This is a genomic window from Camelimonas fluminis (assembly GCF_014656355.1).
In the GTDB taxonomy this organism is placed as follows: Bacteria; Pseudomonadota; Alphaproteobacteria; order Rhizobiales; family Beijerinckiaceae; genus Camelimonas; species Camelimonas fluminis.
Genome location: NZ_BNCG01000004.1, coordinates 273054 through 299906 on the forward strand (window position 1 = coordinate 273054; position 26853 = coordinate 299906).

Sequence of the window (26853 nt, forward strand, 5' to 3'; positions counted from 1 at the left end):
GAAGACTGATGCGCTTTCGGCACACCATGGTCCGCGTGACCAACGTGGAAGAATCGCTGGATTTCTATTGCAACAAACTGGGTATGGTCGAAACCCGCCGCACCGACGTTCCGGCTGGACGCTTTACCCTCATTTTCCTTGCCGCCGCACAGGATGCTGAGACCGCCCGGGCGACGCACGCGCCGGAATTGGAGCTGACGTACAACTGGGATCCGGAAACCTATTCCGGCGGTCGCAGCTTCGGGCATCTCTGCTATTCGGTTCCGGATATCTACGAGACCTGCGAACGGCTGATGAAGGCCGGCGTCACCATCAACCGCCCGCCCCGGGATGGCTACATGGCCTTCGTCCGCTCTCCGGACGGCATCTCCATCGAGTTGTTGCAGGACGGCCCGGCAAAGCCGCCGCAAGAGCCGTGGGCCTCGATGCAGAATACCGGGACCTGGTAAGCGGGGGCAAAAGCTGCGCCAGCCGCGCGCGTGCGCCGCCTGGAAAGCGGACGCCGCCAGCGCGCTCACGACCGACAGGGTTGGTTCCGTTCATATTGAATCGCTCCGGCGTTTCCTCATGAACCGTGACGCTGGCTCCATGTAACGGTCTGGACGGCGATCTGGCCGGTCGCGCCGGGGCGGCTCCACGGACAGGGCTCGCCAGGGCGTTTTCCAGTGAAACGGACGGCGCTTCGATGAAAGCGCGTCGATTCAAAAAGATAGAGGGCAAATCCGGCTCAGCATGAACGGATTTTACTCTGGTGGACAGGATGGACATGGCGACGGTCCTCTGCGTTGGCATCGCTACGCTCGATTACATCTATGCTCTCGATGAAATGCCCCGGGTGGCGGAAAAGCACCGCGCCCGTGATCTGGTCATCACCAGCGGCGGCATCGCCGCCAATGCGGCGGTGGCCATCGCCCGACTCGGCGGCGAGGCGATCTTCGCCGGACGCCTTGGCGATGACGCCGTCGCCGTGGAAATCCTGAACGCGCTGCACGCCGAAGACGTGCGCTGTTCCTTCGTGCGCGGTTTTCCCGGCGTCAAATCACCCGTGTCCACCATCCTGGTTGACCGGCATGGCGAGCGGCTGCTGATCAGCTACCGGGACGGCAGCCTGCCGTCTGACCCCTCCTGGCTGCCGGAAGAGCTGCCGCCGCGCGTCGATGCGGTGCTGGGCGATACGCGCTGGGAGGAAGCGGCGGCGCGCATGTTCGCGGCGGCGCGTCGTGTCGGCAAGCCGGCCGTGCTGGATGGCGACAAGGCCCCGCGTCACCCCACCATCCTGTCTGACGCCACCCATGTCGCCTTTAGCGCCCAGGGGCTGCGCGAACTCACCGGTGAAAATGATCCGCAAGGGGGGCTGAAAAAGCTGCGCGAGCAGAGAGGCGGCGGCGACACCTGGTTTGCCGTCACGGTGGGGGCCGAGGGCGTGTATTTTCTGGAGAATGGCGACGTCGCCCATGCGGCGGCTTTCCCGGTCGACGCCGTGGACACCCTTGGCGCTGGCGATGTCTGGCACGGCGCCTTTGCCCTGGCCCTGGCGGAGGGCGCTGGCGAGCGCGAAGCGATAAGCTTTGCCTCCGCCACCTCGGCGCTGAAATGCCTCACCTTCGGCGGTCGCAACGGCTCGCCGCGCCGGCCGCAGGTGCAGGCGTTTCTGAAGGAGCGCGGCGCGCTCTGATTTACCGGGTCGTTTTCGGCCCCAGCGCCACCGCATGGCCGATGATGACCAGCGCCGGTCCGGCGATGTCGCTGGCTCGCACCTTCTCCGCCAGCTCCGCCACCGGCGCATGCACGATGGTTTCGTCTGGCAGCGTGGCGCGCGCCACGAGGGCGGCGGGTGTTTGCGGGTCAAGGCCCGCCGCCAGCAACCGCGCCGCGAGCGCCTCCAGGGTGGCCAGCCCCATGTAGACCACCGTGGTGGCCGCCGGGTCGGCGAGGGCGCGCCAGTCCAGATCTTCTGGCAAGGCGCCGTTGCGGGCGTGCGCCGTAATGAATTGCAGCCGCCGCGCCGCATTGCGATGGGTCAGCGACGTCGCCATGCCGGCGGCGGCGCCGCTGGCGGCGGTGACGCCTGGCGTGACGGCGCAGGGGACGCCGGCCGCTTCAAGCGCGGCGATCTCCTCGCCGGCGCGGCCGAAAATCATTGGGTCGCCGCCCTTCAGGCGCACCACCTGCAGGCCTTCGCCCGCCAGCCGCACCAGTTGCGCATTGATGTCGTCCTGGGTGCAGGAGGGTTTGTGCCCCCGCTTGCCCACGTGGATCAGCCGCGCCTCGCGCCGGGCGAAATCCAGCGTTCCCGGCGCGATGAGGTCGTCGTAAAGGATCACGTCAGCCGATTGCAGCAGGCGCACGGCGCGCAGGGTCAGCAACTCCGGATCGCCCGGGCCGGCGCCTACAAGATTGACCATGCCCTTCGCCGCCGCCTGGTCGCTGGCTTCGGCGTCGGCGAGCAGGGCGTCGCGCAGGCGCTCGTCCGGCTCCTGTCCGGGCGCGGCGAACGCCTGGGCGGTGAAGCGCTCCCAGAACCGCCGCCGGGTGCGGAACGGCCAGCGCCGCGCCTGCACCTCCGCCCGCCAGCGCCGGGCGGCCTCAGCCCAGCGGCGGAAGGTTTCCGGCAGCAAGGTCTCGATTCGGGCGCGCACGGCCTGGCCGAACACCGGCGCCGCCCCGTCGGTGGAAATGCCAACTACCAACGGCGAGCGGTTGACGATCGAGCCAAACTGGAAGTCGCATAGCGCCGGCCGGTCAACGCAATTCACCGGCGCCCCGGCCGCCCGCGCTGCTTGGGCAAATTGGCGCGCTTCATCTTCGCCGGCAAAATCTCCGACCGCCAGCATGGCCCCCGTCAGATCCTCCGCGCGCCAGCTGCGCCTGTGCAGCGTGACGCGCTCCGGATGCAACCGCGTCAGCCGCAGCATGCTTTCCGGCGTCTCCACATCATCTGGCGCGTAGATCTCCAGGCGCGCGCCTGTGGCGGCGAGCAACTCCGCTTTCCAGCCGGCGCCTTCGCTGGCGCCGGCCAGCACCAGCCGGCGGCCGGCCGGTTTGAAAAACAGCGGGAGACTGGCGAGCGCCGCCATGCGCTGCGCTGCGCCGCCCTGTTCTGGGGCGCCCGGGAATGGCTCTGGCGTGTCCTGATCGGCTGGCAAGGCAATGTCACATTCAGTTGAGCGGCGTTCGCGGAGACGAAGCGCGGCTTTTTATGGTAATTATATCAGTCGTTTGTTGTTGGTCTTCATAAAGCAGGCGACAGGATTTAGCCTGTGTCGCACCATAATCTGGCCGTGAGGTCAGGTCACCTCTTGGATGTTGTCCGGAACGCGCGCTTCGAAGCATGTGGCCGGAAACAGACAACAGGGAAGTCGGGGGCTCCGGCTTCGCAGGGCGGCCAATGTGTCAGTCCTATGGGAGAGTATGACAATGCGTAAACTGGTGATGACAGGTTTTGCAGCCCTCGCGCTGCTTGCGACCCCTGCGCTGGCGCAGACGACCCAGACGCAACCGGCTCCGATGAAGGGTCCATCCGCGACGCAGCAGGCGCCAGCGGCCACCCAGCAGGCGCCAGCCCCCATGAAGCAGGCGCCAACCGCCGCGAAGCCGGCGAAAGCCGACAAGGCGCAGCTGCTCGACATCAACACCGCCACGAAGGAACAGCTCGAAGCCCTGAAGGGCGTAGGACCGGCGCGCGCCGACGCCATCATCAAGGGCCGCCCGTACAAGGGCAAGGACGAGCTGGTGCAGAAGAAGATCGTGCCGCAGAATGTCTATGACGACATCAAGGCCAAGATCATCGCCCACCAGCACTGAGATCCAGACGACGGCGGCGCCCCTCCTGGGGCGCCGTTTTTCATGATGAGCTCTGGCGCGGAAGCCCGTTTTCCTGCGCCGGCCTGCCCAGCCAAAACCCGATGGGTTCGACCCATCGGGTTTTTTGGTCTGGTCCAGACGTCAGACGTAGAGATTCTTGTGGGCGTCGCGCAGCAGGTTCTTCTGCACCTTGCCCATGCTGTTGCGCGGCAGCTCGTCGGCGAACAGCACCCGTTTCGGCAGCTTGAATTTGGCCAGCCGGCCATCGAGCGCCTTCAACACCCGCGCTTCGTCCAGGCTTTTGTCGCTCGCCACCACCACCGCGGTGACGCCTTCGCCGAAGTCCGGATGCGGTGCCCCAATGACGGCGCTCTCGATCACTCCTTCCAGAGCGTCAATCTCGCTTTCCACTTCCTTGGGGTAGACGTTGAAGCCGCCGCTGATGATCAGATCCTTGCCGCGTCCGACAATCTGCACATAGCCGTTTGTGTCGATCCGCCCCAGGTCGCCAGTGATGAAGAAGCCGTCCGGCCGGAATTCGGCGGCGGTCTTCTCTGGCATGCGCCAGTAGCCCCTGAATACGTTCGGCCCCTTGACCTCGATCATGCCGATGTCGCCGTTGGCCAGTTGCACGCCGTTTTCCGGATCGACGACGCGCAGCGCGACGCCCGGCAGCGGCAGGCCGACCGTGCCGGCGATGCGCGGACCTTCATAGGGGTTGGAGGTGTTCATGTTGGTTTCGGTCATGCCATAGCGCTCAAGAATGGCGTGGCCGGTGCGGGCGCGCCATTCGTTGTGCGTCTCCGCCAGAAGCGGCGCGGAGCCGGAAACGAACAGGCGCATGTTGGCCGTCAGCTCGCGCGTCAGGCCCGGGTGTTGCAGCAGGCGGGTGTAGAAGGTCGGCACGCCCATCATCGCTGTCGCCTGGGGCATGGCGGCGATCACCGCGTCGGCGTCGAACTTTGGCATCAGGATCAGCGAGCCGCCGGCGAAGAAGGTGACGTTGGTCGCCACGAACAGGCCATGGGTGTGATAGATCGGCAGGGCGTGGATCAGCGCATCGTCGGCGGTGAAACGCCAGTAGTCCCGCAGCGTCAGCGAATTCGACGCCAGATTGTCGTGGCTGAGCATGGCGCCCTTCGAGCGCCCGGTGGTGCCGGAGGTGTAGAGGATGGCGGCGAGATCGTCGTCGCCGCGCGCCACTGTGGCGAAACCGGCCGGTTGCGCGTCAGCGGCGGCGCTCAGCGAGCCCTTGCCGTGGCTGTCCAGCGTCGCTGTGCGGACGCCCGTCGCCAGCTGTTTCGCGATTTCCTGAACCCCTGCCTCCCGCGCCGGATCGCAGACCACCAGCGCCGGTTCAGCGTCGCCGATGAAATATGACAGCTCCGTCAGGGTGTAGCCGGTGTTGAGCGGCAGATAGATGGCGCCGGCGCGCAGGCAGGCCAGATACAATGTCAGCGCCTCGGCGCTCTTCTCCACCTGCACGGCCACACGGTCGCCAGCCGTTACCCCCAGACCGACCAGCGCATTGGCGAGCTGACCCGAACGCGCCGCCAGATCGCCATAGGCGCTGACGGAGCCATCCGGATGACGGATGGCGACCCGCGCCAGATCCAGCCCGGATGCGAACAGCCGGTCGAACAGATTGCGGCTCATGCAGGCGCTCTCCCCAAAGACGTTTCCTGACGAAGTAGACGCGATTTCCGCCGTCGCGTCACGCTACGGCTCCCTTCTCCGGGGTGTCTTTCTTCGTCTCCTTGCCATTTTTGCCGGCCGGAGCCCGATCGCGGCCGCCATTGCCGCGCAGCAGTTTCTTCACCGCGGAGGAAGCGGCGACTTCGCCCTGCTCGACGAAGGCTTCGTGGTTCTTCTCGATGTCGTCGAGCGCGTAGAGATAGTTCACCATGAAGCCGTGAGCCTGGGCCATGCCCTTGGGCGAGGTGTCGCCCAGATAGTCGATGGCTTCCAGCCGGGCGCCGTTGCCGAGGTGGAAGCGCGCCACAGGATCGACCGGCCGGCCGGCGGCGTTGCGGGCGCTCAGATAATAGCTGGCCGCCAGCTGGGTCATTGGCTTGCGCAGCGCCTCGCGCATGTCGGCGTTATCCTGCCAGCCCGGCTCGTCCAGCAGCTTCAGCGAGTCGCGGAGCGAGGCGTCGAGGAAGTCCGAATTCTCTTTGGCGCGCTCCTTCTTCAGCCAGCTGGCGAAGCCTGGCGCCGGCGACAGGGTGACGAAGGTCTTCAGTTGCGGCAGCTCACGCTTCAGCTCTTCCACCACCTGCTTGATGAGGAAATTGCCGAAGCTGACGCCGCCGAGGCCACGCTGCGTGTTGGAGATGGAGTAAAACACCGCCGTCGTCGCCTCCTCGGCGGCGATCGGCTTGCGGCTGATGTCGAGCAGCGGCGCGATAGCGTCGGGAATGCCGGTGGTCAGCGCCACTTCCACGAAGATCAGCGGGTCATCGGCGAGTTGCGGATGGAAGAAGCCGTAGCAGCGCCGGTCGGACGGCTCCAGGCGATTGCGCAGGTCGTTCCAGTCCTGGATGGCGTGCACCGCTTCATAGCGGATGATCTTCTCCAGAATGTTGGCTGGCGTGGTCCAGTCGATATGGCGCAGCACGAGGAAGCCCCTGTTGAACCAGGTGGAAAACATGTGGGCGAAGTCCCGGTCGACGCCCTTGAGGTCCGGCCGCGACGGCAGATGGTCGAGCAGTTCCTCGCGCATGCGCACCAGCGCCGCCGTTCCGCCCGGCGCCAGGTTCAGCCGTCGCAACAGTTCCTGACGGCGCGCCTCGGTGGCGCGATGCAATTTCTGTACGTTGGCGGGCGAGGCGTCTTTTTCAACGGCCTTCAGCGCGCTTTTGACCTCGTCCATGGCGGGGCCGAAGCGGTCGGCCAGCGCCGTCAGGAAGGTCAGGCGCGATGGCGGCGGCGCAGCGTCGTAATTGCCGATAATGGCGGCCGCCAGGGCCACGCCAGAGGCTTCGCCCTGTCGCGACAGCAGGTTTTCGCCCAGTTCGACCAGATCATCCCCTTTGATGGGCCCTTTCGGGCGCCCCAGCAGCGCGCGTCCGCGTTCGGACAGCGTTGCAAACAGATCGTTGAGGAATGCCGTCGGCATCATCGCTCCATGAGGTCTGGGCGCCAGCAGGACGCCGGCGCAAAAAGAGGGCGGCGCATGTTCAGACGCCTGCGTGGCGGCGCCTGGCGCCAAAGCCGGATGAATTTTCCTCGCCACGCTCAGGCGCTACCCGGCGCGACGCCCGAATCTTGCGGGTTGTGAACGCCCCATCTCACGTGAAGACGCTGCGCGAGCCGCAGGCAAAACGCAGCAACTCACAACGATATGGCAAAGTTCCGCTTCATCATGCGGAAACCGTACTCCTGGCGCGGACCGCGCGTGGGCGCCGTTGGCTGCGGCGCGCCATGGGGAATGTGGCATGGGGGGCAGGGCGGGCCAAGGGCGCCGCTGGCCTGGGGCGGCGCAGGCGCGGGCGCAAAGGGTCGCAGACAGATGGATAAAGCTGACGGAAAAACATTCGCGCCCGGCCCGCGCGGGGGGCTGAACAGGACCTGAGGCCAAATCGTGTGGACGCTGGCGCATCAACGGTCTGCAAAGCTCACATCAGCAAGGTGCGCTCTTGGGATCTGGGCAAGGAGTTGGGTATGGGCGCGCGTCAGGCCACGCTGCTGCGGGGCGTCGTGGCGACAATGTCGGTCAACAGTTCTCCCCATGACGCGGCCGCCTTGTCGACGGTCCATGCCCTGGCGGTTGTGCGGGCGGCGTTCGCCAGTTGCCGGCGTTGCCCACTGTCCGTCATCAGCGTCGTCAGCGCCCGCGCCAGCGCGATGGGGTCGTCAGCCGGCGCGAAGATCGCCGCCTCGCCCCACAATTCGCGATAATCCGGCGCGTCGGCCAGAACCATGGCGCAACCGGCTTCAGCGGCCCGCCAGGTCATTTCGCCGTCGGTGTCGCCGGCGGCGGCCGACACAAACGCCAGGGCGCCTTCCAGCCAGCGCTGGATCTGGCCAGGCGACAGGGCGCCAAGCGCCCAGAGGTGCCCGGCATCCGCCAGTTTCCCTGCGCTGGCCCCGGCAAGCATCACCGGGTGCGGGCACAGGAAGGCGGCTTCATTCAGCGTTGCGAGGTTTTCCCGGCCATCGACGGTCTGATGCGCGGCGATGACGTATGACGTCAGATCGACGGCGGGGCGGTCAGCGGCGAATGGCGTGTATGTCCGCCGGATCACCCGGGGGGGGCGACGCAGACGATGGGCGTCCATGATGTCGCCAGCGTCGGCATGGCTGGGGGCCACCACGCCCGTGGCCGTCTGGTACCCACTGCGCAAGAGCCGGGCGCGCCACTCATGGCCTGGGGCCTGGCGCGTGCGGCTGGCGACGATGATGTCCCGCCCGTCGGGCGACACCACCACCGGGGCCTGAAATGGGCCAAACGCCGCCAGGGCCGGATGGTGCAACACGACCAGATCGACAGCGAGGACATTGGCAAGCCGCGCCACGGCCTGTCCGGCGGCCTGCAGATCGCCAAAGGAATCCGCCTGTCGCGCGGCGACGGTATGGGCAGGCATGGCCCGCAAGTTTGGGGCTTCGGCTATCTCGGCCGCCTGCCGCGGGTCTGGCTCGGGGCCAAGCATCGCCAGGGTCACATCGAAGCCGCGCATCGCCAGTCCCCTGGCGATGGTCATGACAGCGTTCCATCCGCCGCCAATGGTGTCGATGCCCAGCACCAGCTGCACGCGCCCTGCCTCCCGGCGGGGCCTGTCGCCCGCGCCCCTCGTTAACAAATAGTTAATGACACTTGTCATCGAAAGGCGTCAATTTGAAGAGCCGGCAATACAACCTTTGCGGCGGCGGCAGGGGAAATGTCGCCAAAAGTTGCGCCGATATGCCGTTAAGTCATTGTCTGAACTGCACGTAATTCCCGTGTAAAAATTCGTTGATAGCGTCGACATGGGCGCGGCTTTCACCACCCCACAAGCATTGGCGGGGGAGGATCGACCAGGGGCGGGGCCGCCGGCGGCGGCCCACGATTCGGCGCGGCGGCCGTTTCTCCTCCCTGGTTCCCCTCCCATTTCCCTGTTCGGCGCGGCGCTCAGCCGGTCGCCGGCGGCTCTTCCAGGATCGCGTGTGACGAGCCCGGCGGTATGCCTTCCAGCGCGCCCCCGGCTGGTTTCCATGTGATCAGCGCCTCGATCCGCTCCGCAAGCTCCAGGTCACGGGCCGTGACGCCTCCTGCGGTGTGAGTCGAAAGCGACACGCGCACGCGGCCCCACGACAGGGTCATGTCCGGGTGGTGCCAGGCTGTCTCGCACAGAAAGCCGATGGCGTTTCCGAGCATCAGCGATGATTTCCATCCAGCGGTCGGATAAACGCGGACAATGGCGTCGCCCTCCAGCGTCCAGCCGCCAGGCAGCCGCGCCAGCCTGCGCCGGATTTCGTTGTCTTCAAGTGGAGCGTCGGGATCTGGTTGCATCATGTGCTCCCTGGAGCCGGGTTGGTTTTCCGGGTGTGCGGAGGCGATCCCGCATGCGGGCGCGTCTTGCCGCGCCTTGCCCGGGGGGCCAGAACAAATCCGGATTGCGGCTTGTTCCTGATCAGTCCCCGCCGCGGCGGCGGCGTAATCTGCTTCCGCCAGCGGGGCAGGGCGCCAGCCTTCTGGATCGGCCGGTTGAGCCGCCGCACAGCTTGCTGGCGCGCCCTCGCGGGTATAAAGCCAGGCGATGCCGGATACGGCGGACCAGCGGCCGGATGTTTCCAAACACGATCACCGCTGGCGAAGCCGGCTGATCCGGCGCATTCAGGAGCATGCGCCTTTGAGCGACAGGATCAAGGTCTCCCGCATCGCCATCTACGCCCACCACGGGCTCCACCCGGAGGAAGCGCGGCTCGGGCAGCGCTTTTTCGTCTCCCTGGACTGCGTGCTCGACCTGAGCGAGGCGGCGCGCAACGACGACTGGCACGCTTCGGTCTGCTACGCCGAGCTGACGGAACGCGCGACGCGCGTCACGCTTGATCGCAGGTTCCGGACCATCGAGGGGCTGGCTGACGCCATCGCCACGGATGTGCTGGCGACCTTTCCGCTCATCGACGCGGTCACTGTGCAGGTCGAGAAGCCGGGCGCGCCCGTGCCGGCGATTATCGACGGGGTGATGGTGGAGATTACCCGCCGCCGCCGTGTTGCATCCGAAAAGGCGCCCTCCTGAACCAGTACGTGAGAATGTCGCGTTTTATTATTTATTAATCATAATTTAGGCGAGTATTTTCGCCCGTTACATGATTCATGTGTCTGATTTGTCTCCTGTGGCGGCCTCTTAACGCCAGGTTGAGACATTTAATAAAATTATCAATGATTTATTGAATTCTCCGCATGCGTTGTTGCGTTTTCCCAGGCTTCACAATCCAGCCTTCGCCATTCGCGAAGGCCAACCCGGTCGGCTTCCATCGTCATTCCGTTTGACGGGCGGCGCCTGGCGCGCGCCAGGAGGCGTCGCGGCGCCATGGACGCATCCCGACAGGGTTTCGCGTGGCCGTTGTGTTCCGGCGCATAAGAAAGCCTGCGCACGAGAAATCTTGCGCATGACAAAACGCCTGGCGCATCGCCAGGCGTTTCATCTCCCGAGGCTCCTGATCAGGTTGTGCGGCGGCGCATCCAGGCGCCGGAGCTGGCTCTCCCGACGATCAGAATTCCACCACCGTGCGGATCGATTTGCCTTCGTGCATCAGGTCGAAGCCTTCGTTGATGCGCTCGAGCGGCAGCTTGTGGGTGATCAGATCATCGATATTGATCTTCCCCTCCATGTACCAGTCCACGATTTTCGGCACGTCGGTGCGGCCGCGCGCGCCGCCAAAGGCGGTGCCCTTCCAGACGCGGCCGGTGACCAGCTGGAATGGACGGGTGGCGATTTCCTTCCCCGCTTCGGCGACGCCGATGATGATCGACTCGCCCCACCCGCGATGGCAGCACTCCAGCGCCTGACGCATAACCTCGGTGTTGCCCGTGGCGTCGAAGGAGAAGTCCGCGCCGCCGTCTGTCGCGTCGATGACGGCCTGCACGACCCTGTCGCGACCAACCTCATTGGGATTGATGAAATGCGTCATGCCGAACTTCTCGGCCATGGCGCGCCTGGAGGGGTTGACGTCGACGCCGATGATCTTGTCCGCGCCCACCATGCGCGCGCCCTGGAGGACATTGAGGCCAATGCCGCCGAGGCCGAACACCACCACATTGGCTCCCGGCCACACCTTGGCGGTATGGATCACCGCGCCAATGCCGGTGGTGACGCCGCAGCCGATGTAGCAGATCTTGTCAAACGGGGCGTCCTCGCGGACCTTCGCCAGGGCGATCTCCGGCAGCACCGTGTAGTTCGAGAAGGTCGAACATCCCATATAGTGCAGCACGGGATCGCCGTCGCAGGAGAAGCGGCTGGTGCCGTCCGGCATCACGCCCTTGCCCTGGGTGGCGCGGATCGCCGTGCAGAGGTTGGAGCGCTGCGACAGGCAGGTTTTGCACTGACGGCATTCCGGCGTGTACAGCGGGATGACGTGGTCGCCTTTTTTCAGCGAGGTCACGCCCGGTCCGACCTCCACCACGACGCCCGCGCCCTCATGGCCGAGAATGGCGGGAAACAGCCCTTCCGGGTCGAGGCCGGACAGCGTGTAGGCGTCCGTATGGCAGATGCCGGTGGCCTTCACTTCCACCAGAACCTCGCCGGCTTTCGGACCCTCCAGATCCACTTCCATGATTTCGAGAGGCCTGTTGGCGGCGACAGCGACGGCGGCGCGCGTTTTCATGGCGGGAATCTCCGGCGTTCGGGAACTGCAGATGTGGGGAGACCCTTACAGCGGTTGCTGGCAAGGGCAAGCCATCTGGCGGGGTTTGCCGGCGCGCCGGCGTCGCGGAAATGACGGGCGGGATCAGACGGCGAGCAGCGCCAGCAGGGCGCTGGCGCCGGCTCCCGCCAGGGCGACGCTCCATGGCGGGACTTTCCAGACGGCCAACAGCAGGAATCCGGCGACCGCCAGCACGAAATCGCGCGGCGTGAATATGGCGCTGGTCCACAGTGGCTGATACAGGGCCGCGCCCAGAATGCCGACGACGGCTGCGTTGGCGCCGGCCATGGCGGCGGCGGCGCGCGGATTGGCGCGCAGCCTGGTCCAGAATGGCAGGGTTCCAAAAACCAGCAACTGGCCAGGCAGAAAAATCGCCAGCACCGCCAGCGCCGCCCCCAGCGCGCCGGTGGGCGGCGAGGGCATCAGCGCGCCCAGCCAGGCGGCGAAGGCGAACATCGGCCCTGGCATGGCCTGGGCAAGCGCGTAGCCCGTCAGGAACACATCGGGCGCGACGCCCGCCGGCGCCGCGACTTCAGCCTGCAACAGCGGCAACACCACATGGCCGCCGCCGAACACCAGCGAGCCGGTGCGGTAGAACGCGCTGAACAGCGAGAAACCGCCGCCCCAGAGGCTGGCCGCCGCCGGCAGAAGCAGGAACAGCCCGGCAAACGCCGCGAGCGCCACGGTTCCGGCGCGTCGGGACACCGGTCCGCGTCCGATCGCCGGCGCGCCATTCGCCGCAGCATCCCGGCACGCGACCAGTCCCAGCAACCCGCCGGCGCCGATGGCCAGCAACTGCGTCGCGACGCCGCCCGGCGTGACAATGGCCAGCGCCGCCAGCGCGATGGTTGCCCGCGCCCGGTCGGGCGTCAGCAGCCGCGCCATGCCCCAGACCGCATGCGCCACGACGGCGACTGCGGTGAGTTTCAGGCCGTGCAGCGCGCCGGCGGCGACCGGCCCCTGCAGGGCGCCGGCGCCAGAGGCCAGCGCGGTTGCGAGCGCCGTCATGATGACAGCGCTGGGCGCCGTAAAGCCAAGAAAAGCCGCGATCCCGCCCCCGATGCCGCCGGTGCGTTGCACGCCGATGGCAAAGCCGGCCTGGCTGGAGCCGGGACCCGGCAGGAACTGGCAAAGCGCGATCAGCGCGGCGAAATCGGCCTCCGATAGCCAGCGCCGGCGCAACACGAACGCCTCGCGAAAATAGCCAATATGCGCCGCCGGCCCGCCGAAGGCAGTGAAGCCGAGGCGGAGGAAGACGAGAAACACCTCAAGCACGCCGCCCGAATGCGGAGGCTCCTCGTCGGAGCGCTCGCGATATTTGCAGGCGTGCATCTCCATGGCGTCAGGCGCGAGGGGCGAAGGCTGGTTGGGCTCCGTCACCTCAAGCCACTGGTTGCGGTCAGGCGCGTCGCCGCTCATTCCCGCTCTCCGTTCATGCCGCCGGAATGTGGACGCCTCAGGCTTCAGGCGTATTACGCTTCAATTCATCCAGCCAGACTTTGGCGTTGCCGTCAGACGGCGCCCGCCAGTCGCCGCGCGGCGACAGCGAACCGCCGGAGGAGATTTTCGGGCCGTTCGGCACGGCCGAACGCTTGAACTGGCTGATGGTGAAGAAGCGGAACAGGAACACTTCCAGCCATTTGCGGATCTCGCCCAGGGTGTAGGCCCGGTGATCGCGCTCGGGGATATTGGCCGGCCAGCGTCCGCGCGCCGCGTCGCCCCAGGCATGCAGCGCCATGAAGGCGATTTTCGACGGGGCGAAGCCGTAACGGGTGACGTAGAACAGGTTGAAGTCCTGCAAGGCGTAGGGGCCCACCTTCGCCTCGGTGGACTGGATGGCCCCGGTCGCATCGGCTGGCACCAGCTCTGGCGAGATTTCCTGGGCAAGGATCGCCTCCAGCAGCTCCGCCGTGTCCGCGTCCACGTCGCCAGAATGGGCGACGAAGCGGATCAGGTGCTGGATCAGCGTCTTCGACACCGAGGCGTTGGGGTTGTAATGCGACATGTGATCGCCGACGCCATAGGTGCACCAGCCAAGGCCAAGCTCGGAAAGGTCGCCGGTGCCGACCACCAGGCCATTGTGATGGTTGGCGAGACGGAACAGGTAATCGGTGCGCAACCCGGCCTGAACGTTCTCGAAGGTGACGTCGTAAACGGCTTCGCCGTTGCCGGCCGGATGGCCAAGATCGGCCAGCATCTGCCGCGCCGCCGGCCGGATATCCAGTTCGGCAGCCGTCGCTCCCAGCGCCCGCATCAGCGTCCAGGCCTTGGACTTCGTGCCCTCGGACGTGGCGAAGCCGGGCATGGTGTACGCCAGAATGTCGCTGCGCGGCTTGCCGAGGCTATCCATCACCCGGGCGCACACCAGCAGGGCGTGGGTCGAATCCAGCCCGCCGGAAACGCCGATCACCAGCTTCGCCGCGCCGGCCGCGCGCATGCGCTGCGCCAGACCCTGCACCTGGATGCTGAACGCCTCGTAACAGTCCTCCCGCAGCCGCGCCGGATCGGCCGGCACATAAGGGAAGCGCTCGATGCGCCGCTCCAGCGCCACGTCAGCGTCCGGGGCGTCAAGGTGGAATTCTACCGTCTGGAAAGCGTTGACCTGTTCCGCCGCAGCGCGGGCGCTGTCGCCGAAAGTGGTGACGCGCAGCCGCTCCTGGCGCAGGCGATCCAGGTCCACGTCGGCGGTCAGCAGCACGCTGTCCGCTGGGAAACGCGCGCTCTCAGCCAGCAACTCGCCGTATTCGAAAATGGCGGCGTGCCCGTCCCAGGCGAGGTCCGTGGTGGATTCGCCCGGGCCGGCGGCGGAATAGACATAGGCGGCGATGGTGCGGGCGGACTGGCCGCCACAGAGCAGCCGGCGCGTTTCCGCCTTGCCGATGGTGATATTGCTGGCGGAGAGGTTGACGAGGATTTCGGCCCCGGCCAACGCGGCGTAGCTGGACGGTGGGATCGCCGTCCAGACGTCCTCGCAGATCTCCACGTGGAAGGTCACCGGCGCGTTGCCTGCGCTGCGGAACAGCAGATCTGTCCCGAACGGCGCTTCCTGCCCGGCGACGGCGATCACCGCGTCCGCGACGCCGAGGCCGGACGTGAAATGGCGCGCCTCATAAAATTCGCGATAGTTCGGCAGGTAAGATTTGGGAACCACTCCAAGAATTTCGCCGCGATGGATGATCACGGCGCAATTGTACAGGCGGCCCTGCCAGCGCAGCGGCGCCCCGACCACCAGCACCGGGAACAGCGCTTCCGATGCCTCCGCCAGGCCGAGAATCGCCTGCTCGACCGCATCGAGCAGCGGCTGCTGCAGCAGCAGATCGTCGATGGCGTAGCCGGACAGGCCCAGCTCAGGAAAAATCACCAGCCCCACATGGCGCTCATGCGCCTGACGCGCCAGTTCCAGCGTCCGCGCCAGATTGAACTGCGGATCGCCCACCCCCATGCGCGGCACGCAGGCCCCGGCCCTGAAAAATCCGTGCGTATAGAGCGAGTGAAATCCACCCATCCGGCGTGGCCCTTCCTGACCTTGATCCGCGTGGAGATATAATCTGGACGTAGGGGGCAGGGTAGTGCGTCGCCCCGGTTTTCGCCACCCCGGAGGAGGGCAGCCATGTCCCAGGAAACAGCCATGCCAATGACTGAAGAGATCTGGTCGGCTCTTGGAGGTCAGCCGCTGACCTCAGGACGCCTGACCTTCACGGGCGCCGGAGAACTGCCTTCGGCCTTCGCCGTTTCCGATCTGGCGGCTGCTTCCGTGGCGGCCGCTGGTCTTGCCCTGTCTGATCTCCAGGCAAGAATCACCGGGCAGGCGCCGGAAACCATTGCCGACCGGCGGCTCGCCTCCTTGTGGTTCGGCTGGTCGCTGGCGCCGCGCGGCTGGCGGCTGCCGCCGGCATGGGACGACTGGTCGGGGGACTATCGCTGCGCGGATGGCTGGATCCGGGTGCACGCCAACGCGCCGGCGCACAGGAATGCGGCGCTGCGCGTGCTCGGCCAGCCGACGGACCGGAATGAGGCGGCCCAGCGCATCGCACGGCTGGACGGCGATATGCTGGAAACGGCGATCATTGATGCGGGTGGTTGCGCCGCCCGCATGCGGCAGGCGTCGGAATGGCGCACGCACGCCCAGGGCGCCAGCGTCGCCAGGGAGCCCCTGATCGCTTGGGAAGGCTGGAGCAATCCCGGGCGGGCTGGTCAGGGGGGCGACCACTGGCGGCCGACCCGCGAGCGGCCGCTGCAAGGGTTGCGCGTGCTCGATCTCACTCGGGTTCTGGCAGGGCCGGCGTCCACGCGGTTTCTCGCCGCGTGCGGGGCCTGCGTGCTGCGCATCGACCCGCCGGATTGGGACGAGCCGGCGGTCATCCCTGAAGTAACGTCCGGAAAAATGTGCGCCCGCATGGATCTGCGCCTGCCCGGCGACCGCGATCGCTTCGTGGCGCTGCTTCAGGATGCGGACGTGCTGGTGCATGGCTATCGTCCTGGCGCGCTGGCGGGGCTCGATCTGGGAGCGGAAACCCGGCGGACGGCCAATCCTGGCCTCGTCGAGGTCTCGCTTGATGCGTGGGGCTGGAGCGGCCCGTGGCGCGGCCGGCGGGGCTTCGACAGCCTGGTGCAGATGAGCTCGGGCATTGCGGCCGCCGGCATGGCGTGGAAAGGCGCGGAAACGCCAACGCCGTTGCCGGTGCAGGCTCTGGATCATGCAACAGGTTGGTTGATGGCGGCGGCTGTATTGCGCGGCCTCGTTCGGCGGCTTGACGCCGGTGGCTGCGTTGCCCGGTTGTCGCTGGCGCGCACGGCCGCTTTGCTGGTGGCGGCGGCCCCACCCCGCGAGGCCGGGTGGCTGCCCGCCGCCCCAGCGGACTATGCGCCGGAGGAGGAGCTGACCGATTGGGGGCCGGCGCTGCGCCTGCGGCAGCCCCTGTCGGTTGCTGGCGTCAGTTTGCAATGGGCGTCTCCGGCGCGCCGGCTTGGGAGCGATGCGCCCCGCTGGCCTGCAGGCTGAGCGGTCCACTCACCAGGCCATCCGGCCCCGGCGGAAAACTCAGAACCGGATGGCGAAATTGCCTTTCAGCGACTGCTTCTGCCCATGTTGGGCCACTTGCGCCGACCACATGGCGCCCAGGGTGACGTTGGCGGCCACGCTCATGTCGAGGCCCGCCTCCAGCAGCAGGCTGTCGCGAGCGATTGGCGCGCCGGAGACGCCGAAGGGCGTCGTCGCCCCCGCCAGCCACATGCGGCCGCGTGGGTTCACGTCGCCGAACGCATGGATCCAGCCGACCGTGGCGCGCGCCGTCAAGCCGGCGCCATTGGCCATCATGAAGGTGTGCGCGAGGCGGGTCCCCAACGTCGTGTATGCAGTGCTCATGTCGCCGGTTTTGCCGGATAACCTGGCGACGCCGCCGGTTTCCTGAAACCGCTCGCCATTGAACCCAACCCAGGCCAGCCCCAGGAAAGGCTCGACGGCAGTCGCCCCATATTGGAGCTCCTGACCGATCTCACCGAAGATCTGGGCGAGGCCAGAGCGCCAGGCGCCGCGCGCGCTGTCGGCGTAGCAGGGAAAGACAATGGCGCGGCTTACCGTTGCGTCGTTCCAGGTATAGGCGGCGCCCCAGCGCATTCCGAGCCCGGCGTATTTGCCGCCGCCATAGAGCGCCACATGGTAGCTGTCGGCCCCAGCCGAGGAAGCCCGGCTGTTGAGATCGAACGAACTTCGGCCATAGCCTCCCGCGACGCCGAGTCGCCAGCTGTCGAAGGTCTGCGCGTCGATTCCGGCGAGGAAGCCGGCGACGGACTGACTGGTTCTGGCGACGCCGGCGCCGGCGCCTCCAGCATGGCCCCAGCCGCCAAACGCCTGCCCCCATAACGTTGCGTTCATCCCCTCCAGTCGCCGGATCTGCTGGACGTCGCCCTTGCCGTTGACCTGATCGCCATTCGCAGATGACTGGCGGACACGGCCGGTGATCGCATCGCGCACATGGTGGCCCTGGGCGGCGAGGGCCCCGGCGATCGAGGCGTGGACATCGCCGGAGATGGCGCCGAACGCCTGCGCGGCGGCGTCTGCTGTCGGCAGGCTGGCAATGATGGAGAACAGGGAATTGTCGGTCGGCAGGCGGTCAACCGCCGCCGCCGCCGCCGCCTGGTTTGGCGTTTTCGCCGCTTCGTCCATGGGCGTGCTGTTGCGGACCACGGTGAGGTAGGCGTTGTTGGCGTCGTAGCCCAGAATGGGCGTCAGGAAGACGTAGCTTTGTCCCGGCGCCCAGCTGGCGCCGCCGTCAAAGGTGGTTCCGCCAATGCCGCTGGCGGCGGTGACGATGACCTGCCGGGCGCCGACCACATAACCGCTGCCGGCTGGAACAGGCGTCACCACCACCCGGCCGCCCAGATGCGCCTGGCCAGCGACCTGAATCAGATCGGATTGGCCCTGGCCGTTGATGTCGACCTGATAAACTGAAGAGGGGCCGAAATTCAGGTTCCCGCCAACATGGACAACGCCGAGCGAATTGCCGGGCGCGATGACGCCATGGCTGACGAGATCGCCGCCAATCCGCCAGTTGCCGCTGAAAACAGAGCCCGGGTCGACGTGGACGTCGCCGCCAACCTGTACGGGGCTGGCCAGCGATCCGCCGCTGGCGCGCGAACTGGCGAGGGTCACGTGTCCAGCCACCTGCACGCCGCCCTCGCCAAAGCGCAGGGCGGTGTTGTTGGCGGCAATGTCGCCCGCGATGGCGCTGCCGTCGCGGAAGTGCAGCTCGCCGCCCCCGTGCAGGGCGCGTACATGCCGCACGCCTTTGGCGACGCCGCTCCAGGACGCTTTGTCGCCAAGCTCGACATCGGTAAAGCCCGTCGTTTTCGCGCCCACGTCGAGAATGTCGCCGGTCGCCACAGAGCCGCCGCCGAGGCCAAGCACCACCATGCCGCTGTCGCCGCCTGGTCCGCTGCGATCGACAGCCAGCAACACGTTGCTGCTGTTGGTCAGATGGACGCCTGGACCGATCAGCACCTCCACATGCTGGCCGGCCTTGTCGAAGGTCGTGGCGATGGCGGCGGTCGCTCCGGTGATCGCTCCCGCGCCGCTCAGGGTGATGGCGGCGTTGTTATGGGTGCGGATGGCGGCGTCTTGCGCGGAGCTAATGCTGACCGTTTCCGCCAGAACAACGCCGCCGTCCCGCACGAGGAGGCCGGCGGCCCCGCTGCCCGTTGCGGCCAGAACGCCTCCAGTCAGTTCGCGCCGGCCGCCATGCTCGGCCACGGCCGCGTGGGCGTCGGCGCCCGTGGTCTGGACATTGGCGCGGCCGAAGATGACGCCGCCTGCGGCTGCGGCGTCGTGACCGTCGCGGCGCCGGTCGTTGCCCGCGATCAGGCCGTGCGCGGCGACGCCAGAGATCTGGAACGACGACCCTTCCACCTCGATCCGGGCGCCCGTTTGCGCCACGGCGCCGTGTCCGCCAGCCCCGCTGGTGGTCACGGCGACTGCGCCGCCGGCGATAATCCGGCCGCCGTCGACGGCGTAGAGCCCAGACGCCAGCGCGCCGGTGGCGCTGACGGCGCCGCCGCTCAGTCTGACGACGCCGGCGCTGGAGCCGTCATAAGCCGGAACCGCCGGGGTAGAGATTTCCGGGAAACCGGCCTGCACGGCGTGGGCGCCCGCGCCAGCAACGCTGACGTTGGCGGCGCTTTCGATCGTTCCGCCCGAATGCGCCAGAAGGCCGCGCGCGCCTGCGCCAGCGGCGCCGACTGATCCGCCAGCCAACTCAATCCGGCCGCCAAAGTCCGCGACGGCGCCATGAGCGTCGATCCCGACGGTCTGCACGCTGGCGGCGCCCTGGATGACGCCCCCGGGGGCGGCGGCGTCGACGCCAGCGCGTCGCCGGTCGTTGCTGGCAAGAAGCCCGAGCGCGGCGACGCCGCTGGTGTGAAACGAAGCGCCGTCCAGGTCGATGCGGCTGCCGGTTTGCGCCAGCGCGCCATAGCCGCCGTCGCCGGTGGTGGTGACGGCGACGGGGCCGGCGCTGATCTGCCCGCCGTCGGTGGCGTAAAGGCCAGCCGCCAGCAGGCCGGCGCTGCTGATGGCGCCGCCGGTCAAGGTCACCGCGCCGGCCGTGGCGCGGTTGTATGGCGTGTCGGTGGCCTCGGTGAGCCCGGCCTGCACCGCGTGAGAGCCATGGCCGACGGCGCTGACATTGGCGGCGCTGGTGATGGTTCCGCCGGAATGCGCCAGCAGGCCTTGCGTCATATGCGCCGTGACTGAAACCAATCCGCTGGTCAGCGTGACGGAGCCATGGTCGCGCGCCAGCGCCCCGACGCCCTGCGCGCCTTGCGTTGCGATGTCGGCGCTGCTGATGATGCGTCCGCCATTGGCTGCGACCACCCCATGCCCGTCGTCGCCTGAGGCGGACACCGAACCGCCGAACAACGTGATGCGACCGCCGTTTTCCGCCACGGCGCCGTGGCCGCCGGCGCCCTGAGCTGCAATCGTCACGCCATTTGCGTTGATGGCGCCGCCTGTCGCCGCCGTATCGAACGGCAGCCTGTCATTACCGGCAATCAGACCGTGAGTTCCGTCACCGGCGACGCTGATCGCGGAACTGGTCAGGTTGATGGCGCTGTTGCTGTCGGCGTGAGCGCCAGTCGCGTCCCGTCCGGTGGTGGCGATGTCGACAGCAGTGGCGTGAATGACGCCCGCGTCAGTCGCATACAACCCCCTGGCGTTGTCCCCGCTGGTGCGCAGGTCGCCGCCGGTCAGCGTCGCCACGCCGGCGGTCCCGCCGTCATATGCGGCGAGCGGATCGCTGGCGCTGGCTCCCCCGGCCTGCGCGGCATGCGCCTTTGCGCCGCCTGTCGTGATGTTGGCGCTGCTGCTGATCTGGCCATTGATGATCGCGGAGAGTCCCAGAGCCTCCGCGCCGCTCGTGGTGACAGATCCGTTCTCAAGGTTGACGCTGGCGCCATGCGAGGCGAGGGCGCCGCCAGCCATGAAGCCGGTGGTGGCGATGATGGCGTTGCGGGCGTTGATTACGCCGCCAGGCGTCGGGATATTGAAGTTCTTCACCATGTCGTTGTTGGCGACGAGGCCCACGGCGTTGACGCCTGAGGTGCTGACGCTGGCGTTGACCAGGATGATGGTGCTGGCGCTTTCCGCCTGGCCGCCGAAACTGGTCGCGCCCGTGGTGCTGATGCTGACGTTGCTGGCGTTGACGACGCCATGGTCAACCGCATGCAGGCCCAGCGAATAACCGCCGTCCGTGCTGATCCGTCCGCCGGTGAGATTGACAGTTCCGGCTGTGGAGCCGTCATACAATGTGGCGTTCGGCCCTGAATTGCCCGCCTGAACCGCATGGCCGCGATCACCGGTGGTCGTCACGTCGGCGCTGCTGTTGATGACGCCCTGACTGCGGCCCAACAGGCCGATGCTGCGTTGCGCGATGGTGCTCTGGGCGGTGATGACGCCGCCATCCAGTGTGACCGCGCCGCCTTGATTGTAGGCGATCACCGCCCGTTGTCCGGGAAGGGCGTTGACAATGACATTGGTCAGGATGCCGAGATCGACCCCATTGGCCGAGATCGGCGGACCAGCGAGGAGCGGCGTCGACAACAGCGACAATGCCGTGGTTGAGGTCAGCAATAACGCAAGGCGGCGGCAGGAGCAGCGTTCGGCGTGGGCCAGGACGATGGCGGGAACGGCGCAGGCAATGGCAGGTATTCGTTCACCCCTGATGTAAAAATCAGAAGCGATATTGCCGTTATTGTCTTGTGTATCAATTAATAATATAAATTATTATTCTAAATATTCAGACGAGTGCTTTAATTGCTGCAGTAAACAATAGCATCCGCATGTGCGAGGGATGGCGCGACATGCAGCCGCCGGCCTGGAGCGACGCGCGAACCAGCGCCGCCGGCGGAGACCTGGGGCAGTCTGGGCAGGGATTTGTCGCGACGTCATGCGGGGACTGATTCAGGCGCGTTCGCAGGAGAACGGCGGAACCGCTGACCTGGGCCGTGCGGCCTTGCCGCCGGACCTCCCCTGGGTGGGAGCGCTCTGGCGCCGTCCGGGGTAGCGTCCGGGGCTGGTTGAAACCGGTGAGCCGCGCCCACCGGTTTCCCGGGTTACTTCGCGGAGATCGGACCCTCGAACAGATTGTAGCGGTCGCCCTCAAAACGCTGCAGATACAGCGCGTTATACAGGCTGTAGTTGTCAGGGCTGGTGTGCAGGGTCAGCTTCGGCAGCACCATCGGGACGTCTTTCTCATCCATCGAAGCCGCGATGTCGCGCAGGTTCTCGCGGGTGAGATTGTCGCCGGCCCGCCGCAGCACGCGTTCAAGCAGAACAGCGGCCATATAGCCTTGCACGGCGTTGGAATCGTCGATCATGCCAGTCTGGCCAATGGAGGTCATGAAAGCCTTGTAATCCTTCATGTCCTGATCGTTGGCCCATTGCGGATCATCCGGCTCCTTGAGGGCGACCGCGGTGATGACGCCCTGCGAAGCCTTGACGCCAGCCGGCTTCAGCACGCCGCCGATCGAGGCGGAGACGCTGACCACCATCTGCAGCGGCTTCCAGTCCAGTTCGTGGACGCGCTTGATCACCTGGGCGGCGAATTTCGGCGTCGCCACGACGAACAGGATATTCGCGCCGCTGGCCTTCATGCGAACCACTTCGGCGTCGACGGTCGCGCTGGTGATCTCGTATGGCAATTCGAGCGCGATCATGGATTTGGCCTTGTCGCCAAGTCCTTCACGAAAGCCCCGGACATAATCTTTGCCGAAGTCGTCATTTTGGTAAATGATCGCGACCTTGCCGTCAGGTTTGTTCTTCAGGACGTAGTTGGCGTAGATCTTGGCTTCCATGTCGTAGAGCGGCAGCATGGCCGTTGTCCATGGATAGTTCTTGGGGTCGTTCCATTTGCTGGCGCCGGTCGCTACAAACAGTTGCGGAACCTTCTTCGAATTCAGGTATTTGTGGACGGCCGAGTTGGAGGGCGTGCCGACTGAGCCATAAACGGCCAGCACGTTGTCGTTCTCCACCAGCTTGCGCGTCTGCTCCACCGCCTTGGGCGGGCTGTATGCGTCGTCAAGAGAGATAATGTTGATCTTGCGGCCGTTGATGCCGCCCTTTTCGTTGATCTTCTTGAAATAATCGACAATGGCGGATCCGCGGACGCCATAGGCGGAAGCCGGGCCGCTGTAGGGCACCACGTTGCCGATGCGAATTTCCGTGTCAGTGACGCCTGGGCCGTATTTTTTTTCACTGGCCTGAGCTGTTCCCAGTGCGACAGCAAGCGCCGCGACAGCAATACAGAGCTGCTTCATGGATATTTCCTCCCCGGATGTTGTAACCGGCGGGCGCAGTACAGCCATGGGAAGCAGCTGAGTCAATCCGCTTGCACTATTTTTGGCAAGGGGCTGACGCGCTTCATGTGTGAAAAAGTGTTATGAATCAGTTGGATGGCGCTTTATCGCCGAGGGCCTGCCCATGAGAGCGCATGCGCCCAATTCATGTGTGCGGCAAGTAGATGTCGCCATTTCTCAGGAAAATCTGACATGGCCTGGCGTCAAAGCCTGGTCGCCGTCGCCTGGCGGCGTTCGGCTTCAGAGAGGAAGCGTCTCATATCAGGTCGCGGATGCCTCAGCATCTTTGCGACCTGATATGATGGGAAGCGCCTTGCGTAGCCCGGCCCTCGCCAAACCCCTTGGGTAAAGACCCGCCGGGGTTTGTTATGATCAGGACAACGCCCCAGCGCTACGGCTGTCCGGGTTTATGACCGCGACGCCATGCGTTTCGCCGTCACCTCAATGGCGACGCCAATATCCATCGACACCCAGTCGCCGCCACTGTCCGACTGCATGCCGAGATCGAGGGCGCGCCGGTCGAGCTTCAGGTTGCCTTTCACCGTGGCGACGCCGTCGCGCTCGCTGAAGGTGAAGGGCAGGACAACTGGCAGCGAGGCATTCTTCAACGTCAGGGTTCCTGTCGCTTCATAGCGGTCTCCACCCAGTCCCCTGAAGGCGCCCGATTCAAATCGCGCGACGGGGTGACCTTTGGGGTCCAGCCACTCTTCGCCCTCAAGCGCGTTTTCCTGGGTGGAATCGCCTGTTCGGGCGCTGTCGACCTGCACAAGCACCGTCGCGCGTGACCCGGCGAGATTTTCCGGGTCGAAGCGGATGTCGCCTTCCCATCGCTCAAACCGTCCCGTGAAGCCGTCGCCGGAGTGCGTGCCGGTGAAGGCAATGCGCGACGCGCCGTAGTCAACGCTCCAGGCGGCGGCCTGGTTGCCGGTCGCTGGCTGGCGCGGCGCGGCGGGCTGCATGGCGACTGGCGCCGGGCGCGTCTGGGCTACGGTCGTCAGTTGCGGGGCGGGCGCCGGGGTCACGGCGATGGCGGCGGCCTGGGCGATGATCAGCACCAGGCACAAACCGGCGCAGCGGCCCAGCCATCTTTCCCATGCGTCTGGCGGTGGGGCTGTCGGCGCATCGCCCTGGGGCAGGCCCGGGACCATATGAGCCAGCACGCCGTCGCGTTGAATAAACTGGTGTTTCAGCGCCGCGCCCACATGCAGCGCGATCAGCGCCACCGCAGCCCACGCGAGCATGCTGTGGGCGCCCATGGCCTGAAACGCCACGGTGCGGCGCAGGGAGGCTGAAGCCTCGCCGATCCACGGCAGGTGCGGGATGCTGAACAGCCCGAACCAGCTTGTCGGCACGGCGAGCGCCCGGTCGGCGCTGACCGCCCAGCCCGTCGACACATAGAGCCAGCCAGTGAGCGGCAGCGCCAGCATCAGGCCATAGAAGGCGGCGTGCGTCGCGCGGGCGGCAAACGCTTCCCATCGCTTCATTCCGCCAGGCAGGGGCGGAACCGGGTGGGCGAGGCGCCACACAATCCGCAATGCGGTCAGGCCGAGAATCAGGAATCCGACTGACTTGTGGAACTGGAAAACACGATAGGCCAGCGCCTGCGCACCTGGTTCGCTGATGGCGCCCGTCATCCAGATTCCCATGGGAATCATGGCGATGATGCAAAGGGCGATGGCCCAGTGCAGGGCGATGGCGATGGCGCTGTAGCGGGTGGGACGGGCAGACATGGTTCAATCCAGCGCGCCTGCGGCGCGTCTTTCCGGCAGCGGGGCGACGGCCGCCCCCCTGACAAGGCAATGGCAATGTAGTGGGTGCTGGGCGGCGTTCCCGTGACACAGGGGCGGGGTATAAGCGCGCCGGTTGGACCTGGCCGGGCGCGCCTTGCCGCGAACCGACGTCGGCGTCACGCCGAAAAGCGTCAATTCGTTCTGGATCGTGAACGCGCTGACGCATCCACGATCCACCAGGTTCAATCCACGCGACCCATGTCCTTGCCGGACGCGTCATGCGTCCCTCGGGCTTGATCACCACCACCCAACGAGTGAGCCCATCGGGGGGCCGCGCCACGGGCCCGAAGCTGGAGCCGGACGCGGGTCGACCGGGTTGCTCCGCAGCTGCCGGGACTTATCTGGCGTCAGCTTTCTTGAGAAACTCGCCGTCGAAACGGATGGCGACCTCATCGCCGACGAACCCCACCGGCATGCCGAAATCGCTGCGCTTGAACTTGCCTTCCGCCTTGAAGCCGATGGCAGGCTGCTTGGTGAAGGGGTGCTTCTCAAGTTCGCCGACAAAGGCGGCGTCAAGGGTCAGCGGCTTGGTGACGCCAAGGAACGTCATGTCGCCAGTCACTTTGGCGGTGTGCGGGCCGGTCAGCTCCACCTTGGTGGACTTGAAGGTGATCTCCGGAAACTGGCCTGCGTTCAGGTAGTTCTTGTTGCGGGCGATATCCTCGCTCCAGCTGTTGAAGCCGGTCTTGGCGTGGGTCGCCTTGTAGTCAGCCGGATAGTTGGCGTCGACGGAGGCCGGATCAATCTTCACGGTGACGGAAGACTTCGCCAGGTTCGACGGGTCAAGCGTGATTTCCGCCGAGAATTTGTTGAAGCGCGCGGTGTAATGCGAAATCTTGTTGTGCAGGAACGACCACTGCAGCGACGCATGGGTTGGATCCATCACATAAACGCCCGCCGGCGCTTTCAGCGGCGCAGCTGCCTCAGCGGTCTTGCCGGCGTTCTGGCTTTCCGCCTGAGCGAGGCCCGCCGACATTGCGACCGCCAGAACGGAAATCGACAGGATTTTGCGAAGGTGCGTCATCTGATCCTCTGGTTTTACCGTCAGTTATGAGCCGGCCATGCAACTGCCCGGCGCTATTGGCTTACCGTCAGAATATGAGCCAAATTGTGTTGGCGAAAGCCGCGTCAAACGGGAGCGATGTCGACATGCATGCATATTAATATAATAAAAACATATACTTGAGTGATATTTTACACCAGACCTGCAGCTTTATGTGAGTTTGCACATCAGGTCTTGCAGAGACGCAAGAACGTCGCGCGTCGCGACATCGCGCCCGGCCGCCGATTGATCCGGACATGCGTTCCTTCTCCGCCTGGATGGCCAGCGCCACCGTCGCGCATCTGCATCTGTCGGGGAGGTTCAGACGCCGGAACGAGTCTGTGAATCGCGACGCGCCGGGGACTTTGCCGCCGCGCGCTGGCATGGCGTTTTTCCGCGTGCGACGATGCGCGCGGCCGTCGATCAACATGATCGGGCAGGCGGCCCGATACGGCGTTTGCGCCTGGCTGGATCTGGCATGCGTTCCGGTGCTGAACATGGTTGGAGCGCTTCCGATGTCGCGATCCGGCTCTGGGTGGAACCCCGGAGGCGGGTGATTGCGACTGCCGCGATCGTTCTTCGGTCTCCTGCTGGCAGCCGTGGTGCTGGGAGGGGCCTTCGCCTGGCGTATGATTGCCAGCGCCGTGGTTGCCGTCGTCCGTGCGGGGCGCGCGCCTTGTGTGACAGGAGCGGCCGGGTGAGGTTGCGGCGCCGCGGTCACCATCCAGGGGCGCTGGGCCCTGACGTCGCTTTGGACCTCCGCAGAGCGCGCCGGGGCGGATATCCACATATCCACGGTTTGCGGACAGCTCCTGCAGGTTGAATGCGTCAATGCCCTTGACGTACTCCGCGCGTCGCCGTATCTGGAGCCCACACCACGGCGCTGCAGCGATGCAGGCGGTGGCCCGGCCGGGGAAACCAGCCGGCCAGCGGTGGTGGGGAATAGTTTAACGGTAGAACGACGGACTCTGACTCCGTTAGTCTTGGTTCGAATCCAGGTTCCCCAGCCAACCGCTTTCTTCC

The 26853-nt window shown here is 66.2% G+C and carries 17 protein-coding genes and 1 tRNA gene; 6 read left to right on the forward strand and 12 right to left on the reverse strand.

Annotation, left to right across the window (positions count from 1 at the left end; all coding sequences use genetic code 11):
• Positions 1-8: 8 nt before the first annotated feature.
• Positions 9-449, forward strand: a complete 441-nt coding sequence (locus IE243_RS08255) for a VOC family protein (protein WP_191318869.1) — start codon at positions 9-11, stop codon at positions 447-449.
• Between the two features lie 317 nt (positions 450-766).
• Positions 767-1675 carry a PfkB family carbohydrate kinase gene (locus IE243_RS08260; protein WP_191318870.1) on the forward strand — a complete coding sequence of 303 codons (909 nt, stop codon included), beginning with the start codon at positions 767-769 and terminating at the stop codon, positions 1673-1675.
• A 1-nt stretch (position 1676) separates the two neighbouring features.
• Here IE243_RS08260 and cysG read toward each other — a convergent pair whose 3' ends face one another.
• On the reverse strand, positions 1677-3077 hold the full coding sequence (gene cysG / locus IE243_RS08265; protein WP_191318910.1) for a siroheme synthase CysG: 1401 nt from the start codon (positions 3075-3077) through the stop codon (positions 1677-1679).
• Positions 3078-3411: 334 nt separating this feature from the next.
• On the opposite strand from cysG, the gene IE243_RS08270 reads away from it, so the two are divergent.
• On the forward strand, positions 3412-3804 hold the full coding sequence (locus IE243_RS08270) for a ComEA family DNA-binding protein (RefSeq protein ID WP_244642972.1): 393 nt from the start codon (positions 3412-3414) through the stop codon (positions 3802-3804).
• A 141-nt stretch (positions 3805-3945) separates the two neighbouring features.
• Here the strand turns inward: IE243_RS08270 and IE243_RS08275 are convergent, their stop codons facing one another.
• From IE243_RS08275 to IE243_RS08290, 4 genes are all read right to left on the reverse strand, one after another.
• Entirely contained in the window at positions 3946-5460 is a 1515-nt protein-coding gene (locus IE243_RS08275) for a malonate--CoA ligase (RefSeq protein WP_191318871.1), read from the reverse strand.
• 58 nt (positions 5461-5518) lie between these two features.
• Complete coding sequence (locus IE243_RS08280) at positions 5519-6922, reverse strand: malonyl-CoA decarboxylase (protein WP_191318872.1); 1404 nt, start codon at positions 6920-6922, stop codon at positions 5519-5521.
• Positions 6923-7478: 556 nt separating this feature from the next.
• Positions 7479-8558: a glycosyltransferase gene (locus IE243_RS08285; protein ID WP_191318873.1), complete on the reverse strand. Its 1080-nt coding sequence runs from the start codon at positions 8556-8558 to the stop codon at positions 7479-7481.
• 356 nt (positions 8559-8914) lie between these two features.
• Positions 8915-9295, reverse strand: a complete 381-nt coding sequence (locus IE243_RS08290; RefSeq protein WP_191318874.1) for a 4a-hydroxytetrahydrobiopterin dehydratase — start codon at positions 9293-9295, stop codon at positions 8915-8917.
• A gap of 340 nt (positions 9296-9635) precedes the next feature.
• Between IE243_RS08290 and folB the strand changes: the two genes are divergently transcribed.
• Positions 9636-10025 carry a dihydroneopterin aldolase gene (folB, locus tag IE243_RS08295; protein WP_191318875.1) on the forward strand — a complete coding sequence of 130 codons (390 nt, stop codon included), beginning with the start codon at positions 9636-9638 and terminating at the stop codon, positions 10023-10025.
• A 475-nt stretch (positions 10026-10500) separates the two neighbouring features.
• Here the strand turns inward: folB and IE243_RS08300 are convergent, their stop codons facing one another.
• The 3 genes from IE243_RS08300 to IE243_RS08310 form a co-directional block, all read right to left on the reverse strand.
• On the reverse strand, positions 10501-11613 hold the full coding sequence (locus IE243_RS08300) for an S-(hydroxymethyl)glutathione dehydrogenase/class III alcohol dehydrogenase (RefSeq protein WP_191318876.1): 1113 nt from the start codon (positions 11611-11613) through the stop codon (positions 10501-10503).
• 123 nt (positions 11614-11736) lie between these two features.
• A complete protein-coding gene (gene chrA / locus IE243_RS08305) occupies positions 11737-12984 on the reverse strand; it encodes a chromate efflux transporter (protein WP_191318912.1) in 1248 nt (415 codons plus the stop codon).
• Between the two features lie 124 nt (positions 12985-13108).
• Complete coding sequence (locus tag IE243_RS08310) at positions 13109-15157, reverse strand: NAD(+) synthase (RefSeq protein ID WP_191318877.1); 2049 nt, start codon at positions 15155-15157, stop codon at positions 13109-13111.
• Positions 15158-15262: 105 nt separating this feature from the next.
• Here IE243_RS08310 and IE243_RS08315 point away from each other — a divergent pair, with 105 nt between their 5' ends.
• Positions 15263-16654, forward strand: a complete 1392-nt coding sequence (locus IE243_RS08315; RefSeq protein WP_244642974.1) for a CoA transferase — start codon at positions 15263-15265, stop codon at positions 16652-16654.
• A 39-nt stretch (positions 16655-16693) separates the two neighbouring features.
• Here IE243_RS08315 and IE243_RS08320 read toward each other — a convergent pair whose 3' ends face one another.
• The 4 genes from IE243_RS08320 to IE243_RS08335 all read right to left on the reverse strand — a co-directional run bounded on the left by IE243_RS08320 (position 16694) and on the right by IE243_RS08335 (position 25812).
• The gene (locus IE243_RS08320) at positions 16694-21244 is read right to left on the reverse strand and encodes an autotransporter domain-containing protein (protein ID WP_191318878.1); all 4551 of its coding nucleotides are present in this window, start codon (positions 21242-21244) and stop codon (positions 16694-16696) included.
• A gap of 512 nt (positions 21245-21756) precedes the next feature.
• A complete protein-coding gene (locus tag IE243_RS08325) occupies positions 21757-22959 on the reverse strand; it encodes an ABC transporter substrate-binding protein (RefSeq protein ID WP_191318879.1) in 1203 nt (400 codons plus the stop codon).
• Positions 22960-23405: 446 nt separating this feature from the next.
• Positions 23406-24728, reverse strand: coding sequence for a cytochrome b/b6 domain-containing protein (locus IE243_RS08330; protein ID WP_191318880.1), 1323 nt, complete (start codon positions 24726-24728; stop codon positions 23406-23408).
• Between the two features lie 397 nt (positions 24729-25125).
• Complete coding sequence (locus tag IE243_RS08335) at positions 25126-25812, reverse strand: YceI family protein (protein ID WP_191318881.1); 687 nt, start codon at positions 25810-25812, stop codon at positions 25126-25128.
• A 954-nt stretch (positions 25813-26766) separates the two neighbouring features.
• Between IE243_RS08335 and IE243_RS08340 the strand changes: the two genes are divergently transcribed.
• Positions 26767-26840 (forward strand) — tRNA-Gln (locus IE243_RS08340).
• Positions 26841-26853: the final 13 nt, after the last annotated feature.

Bases quoted from the DNA above. Each gene is read 5' to 3' on its own strand.
- IE243_RS08255 (WP_191318869.1), top strand. From the start codon at position 9: ATGCGCTTTCGGCACACCATGGTCCGCGTGACCAACGTGGAAGAATCG.
- IE243_RS08260 (WP_191318870.1), top strand. From the start codon at position 767: ATGGCGACGGTCCTCTGCGTTGGCATCGCTACGCTCGATTACATCTAT.
- cysG (WP_191318910.1), bottom strand. From the start codon at position 3,077: ATGGCGGCGCTCGCCAGTCTCCCGCTGTTTTTCAAACCGGCCGGCCGC.
- IE243_RS08270 (WP_244642972.1), top strand. From the start codon at position 3,412: ATGACAATGCGTAAACTGGTGATGACAGGTTTTGCAGCCCTCGCGCTG.
- IE243_RS08275 (WP_191318871.1), bottom strand. From the start codon at position 5,460: ATGAGCCGCAATCTGTTCGACCGGCTGTTCGCATCCGGGCTGGATCTG.
- IE243_RS08280 (WP_191318872.1), bottom strand. From the start codon at position 6,922: ATGCCGACGGCATTCCTCAACGATCTGTTTGCAACGCTGTCCGAACGC.
- IE243_RS08290 (WP_191318874.1), bottom strand. From the start codon at position 9,295: ATGCAACCAGATCCCGACGCTCCACTTGAAGACAACGAAATCCGGCGC.
- IE243_RS08300 (WP_191318876.1), bottom strand. From the start codon at position 11,613: ATGAAAACGCGCGCCGCCGTCGCTGTCGCCGCCAACAGGCCTCTCGAA.
- chrA (WP_191318912.1), bottom strand. From the start codon at position 12,984: ATGCACGCCTGCAAATATCGCGAGCGCTCCGACGAGGAGCCTCCGCAT.
- IE243_RS08310 (WP_191318877.1), bottom strand. From the start codon at position 15,157: ATGGGTGGATTTCACTCGCTCTATACGCACGGATTTTTCAGGGCCGGG.
- IE243_RS08315 (WP_244642974.1), top strand. From the start codon at position 15,263: ATGTCCCAGGAAACAGCCATGCCAATGACTGAAGAGATCTGGTCGGCT.
- IE243_RS08325 (WP_191318879.1), bottom strand. From the start codon at position 22,959: ATGAAGCAGCTCTGTATTGCTGTCGCGGCGCTTGCTGTCGCACTGGGA.
- IE243_RS08330 (WP_191318880.1), bottom strand. From the start codon at position 24,728: ATGTCTGCCCGTCCCACCCGCTACAGCGCCATCGCCATCGCCCTGCAC.
- IE243_RS08335 (WP_191318881.1), bottom strand. From the start codon at position 25,812: ATGACGCACCTTCGCAAAATCCTGTCGATTTCCGTTCTGGCGGTCGCA.